Below are 3,106 nucleotides of genomic sequence, written 5' to 3' on the forward strand. Positions count from 1 at the left end.
TTGGTGTTGGTGTTGCAAGATTATCTATCTGCTCAACCTTCGCACCACAACCTTTACAGAATTTAGCATTTGGCAATAATACACTACCGCACTTCTTGCATGAAGGCACTGAAGGTTTTGCTACTTGTGGAGCACTGCAGAAGCGGCAGAATTTAGAGTTGTCAGCAATATCTTTGCCGCAACTGATGCAGTTCACCATTTTATGCTTTCATTCTTATTTTTAGTTGATTGAATAATGCACCCTTTTTAAAATTTGGTCAATATTTTTGAACCTACTCAATATTTAATATTAGCAATGTCTCTCTGACAAGCGCAAACAACAATGCGCTACATAAACGTTACTGCTGATATGAAACGTGCTGCGGTAGATTTGAAGTAATGAACGAATTAAGCTTGTTAAGCCTACTGTCGAGTTAACAACACAATTTGACTTAATGTAAAAATCTTCTGTTGACTTTTAATTTACCTAATAATTGAATCTATTAAACCGCTAAATTACAAACCACATCACCAGTGTAGTCGTAATCAATCACTGCGTTTCCATTTGTATTATCAACAAGTATTCTAATGCCACGTGTTTTTAATCTTGCATCAAACCATCTACACTCAACTTCCACCCTTTCTTTTGCTTTATCTAAAGGTGGAATTTTATTTGGGCTGATTAAAAAAATTCCATCAAATACAGCATTACGATAAAACGCATTCTTAACAACTATTACCGTAGCTTTAGTAACATGATGTGAGGGAAGCTTGGGTTTTGCGTATTTGTTTGTGTGTGGCTGATTTGTCCAAAAAGGTGGTGTTGAGTAATCCAAAACAACTCTCCCAATTAATTTATTAGATGGGGGTGATACTGAACCTAATTTTTATTCTTTGCAAACCATATACAGTAAACTGTGCAAAAAAACTACGTGTAGCCTACCAGCCTCTGCTGCGCTTAATTAAATTTTCCAACATCACTTTTAGTTTTGCACTGATAGCTAATGCTTCATCTGTGTTCTCTGCTGCCACAAGTCTATCCAATGTATTTTTCAACACTGTGCGCTTTACATCTTCTTTGCTTACTGCTGCACTAGCCCCATCTGTTAGCTTATGTTCACTTCTGCTTGTTACTAAGCGCGGCACTTGATTTGCGTTACTTCCAATTCCAACCAAACCAAACACATCCCTATCCAACCAAACCTCTGCACTTGCATTATTCCCAATATATGTTTTCAAATACGCTAGTGCTGCTTGATATTCTTGCTTTGCCAATACACGTAAATTTTTTGCACTGTTTACTGTAGCTGTCTTATCTGCACGTGCTGTTAGAAAATCAGCACGTTTAAGCATTGCTTCATAGTCTGCTAGTGCCATTGGCTTGTTGTCAAAAAACTTACGCCTTTCTAATTCCTCACTCCATAACTGCTCATACTCAACCAAACCACCTTCACCTAGTACGTTCGTTAAATCACGCCCACTAACCTTGCCGCCATTAGCCAGCTTGGCTACTAATGCGTCAATTTTTGTGGGATTTAGTTTTTGCATTAGAGGTGCATTGCGCGAGATGAGTTGATAAATCTGTTTGTATTGCTAATGTAAGTAACGCTACTTATCCACCATTTCCTTAAGCTCTTTACCAACTTTAAAGTGCGGTGCATATTTTGCAGCCACTTCAACACGCGCTCCAGTTTTTGGATTACGTGCAATACGTGGTGGTCTGTAATTAATTACAAAACAGCCAAAACCTCTTACTTCTACTCTGTCGCCTTTAGCTAAACTATCAGTCATTCCGTCAATAATTGTCATCACACTAGCATCAACATCAGAAAGCGTTAGTTGTGGAAATTTACTAGCGATAATTTGGATTAATTCTGAACGTACCATTTAGTGTGTGAAATATTGAATTTAATGAGTGAACTAGATAGTAGCACGGCTTTGCAAGTGCTAATACATCTAGCCTTTGCACTAGCCGCCATACAGGCTGTTTTAACTTAAGTGCGTATAAACGATATTCAATTACTTCGTTAAGCATTTACAGCACGTTTAATGCGTTTGCACACTATGGTGCTTTTTTACTTGCATAAAATGCATCTATTACGCCACCTGCATTAATTAGTTGCCTACTTTCATTGCCTCGCAATTGCTCTATTGCTTTTACAACATCTAAATGACTGTAATGTTTTTCTATCATTACTACGCTAGTACCCATTTGTTTTGCAAGTGTATGTATTGGTACTTTGTCGTGCGTCAAAGCTAGAGTTGCGTATGTATGACGCAAGCTATATAAAACACGATTTTGATTTGTTTTTGGGTCAACTAATAAATTATGTTCTTCCAAATAACTTTCAAACAATGCATTAAAGCTAGTTGGCTTAACACCATTTTTAATAGTAAATACCAAGTCGTTATTACTAGCCACTACAATATTTTTAAGCGGATAAGCTACGGACATTTCAACAGCATAATTACGCTTTCCAATTTCCTTTAGTGCATTTACTGTACGTAACATGCCTACTATTTCACGCTCGCCATTTTTGCCTGAAACTGTCATTACTACAGAACGATTTAAATTATGACTTACAATTTCTTCACCCTCTTCATCTAGCTGCCCAGTATGTTTTACCTCAGGTTTAATACTTGGCTTAATTTGCTTCCATCTCAAATTAAGTAATTCCTTGCCTGGTCTTGCACCAGTATCAAGCAATACATTTACATATTGAGATAGCACAAATCGCAATGCGCGTGACTTTGGTGTACGTGCTCGTTTAATCCAAGCCTCAAAATTACCTAGTAATGCCTGTACTTCAATAATGTCAAAAGCTGGACGACGAATTGATTTTGCACCTGTTGCTACAAGTGTAGGACGATTAATTTTAGTTATGTAACCACGTATCTCTGCTTCATCAAATACTCTGTTTAAAGCTGCATTATGAGTAAGCATAGTGCTACGTGAAGGTGTTTTTTGCATACGCTCATTGCGAAAAGCTTCCAGTTCACTTAACGCAGTAAAATCAATGTTAGTTATTTTGCGCTTGCCTAAACACGCTATTAAATAATCATTAATAACTTCTTTGTAGTCCTTATATGTTGCCAGCCCTCTTGTAGCAACACCGCTAGCTAACTC

At 37.3% G+C, this 3,106-nt stretch carries 5 protein-coding genes; all 5 read right to left on the bottom strand.

Annotated features, from left to right (window positions below; translation table 11 throughout):
- On the bottom strand, positions 1 to 199 hold a 199-nt coding region (locus HOO90_RS12105), incomplete at its 3' end, for a zinc-ribbon domain-containing protein (protein WP_366928733.1).
- Between the two features lie 283 nt (positions 200 to 482).
- On the bottom strand, positions 483 to 815 hold the full coding sequence (locus HOO90_RS02575) for a hypothetical protein (RefSeq protein ID WP_292839171.1): 333 nt from the start codon (positions 813 to 815) through the stop codon (positions 483 to 485).
- 103 nt (positions 816 to 918) lie between these two features.
- Positions 919 to 1,527 (bottom strand): hypothetical protein, encoded by a 609-nt coding sequence (locus tag HOO90_RS02580; RefSeq protein ID WP_292839173.1) that lies wholly within the window; start codon positions 1,525 to 1,527, stop codon positions 919 to 921.
- Between the two features lie 60 nt (positions 1,528 to 1,587).
- A complete protein-coding gene (locus tag HOO90_RS02585; protein ID WP_292839175.1) occupies positions 1,588 to 1,866 on the bottom strand; it encodes an integration host factor subunit beta in 279 nt (92 codons plus the stop codon).
- A 175-nt stretch (positions 1,867 to 2,041) separates the two neighbouring features.
- Positions 2,042 to 3,106, bottom strand: a 1,065-nt coding sequence (locus tag HOO90_RS02590) for a hypothetical protein (protein WP_292839177.1), incomplete at its 5' end; no start/stop codon positions are given.

The sequence above is a fragment of the Methylotenera sp. genome (assembly GCF_013141425.1).
Taxonomy (GTDB): Bacteria; Pseudomonadota; Gammaproteobacteria; order Burkholderiales; family Methylophilaceae; genus Methylotenera.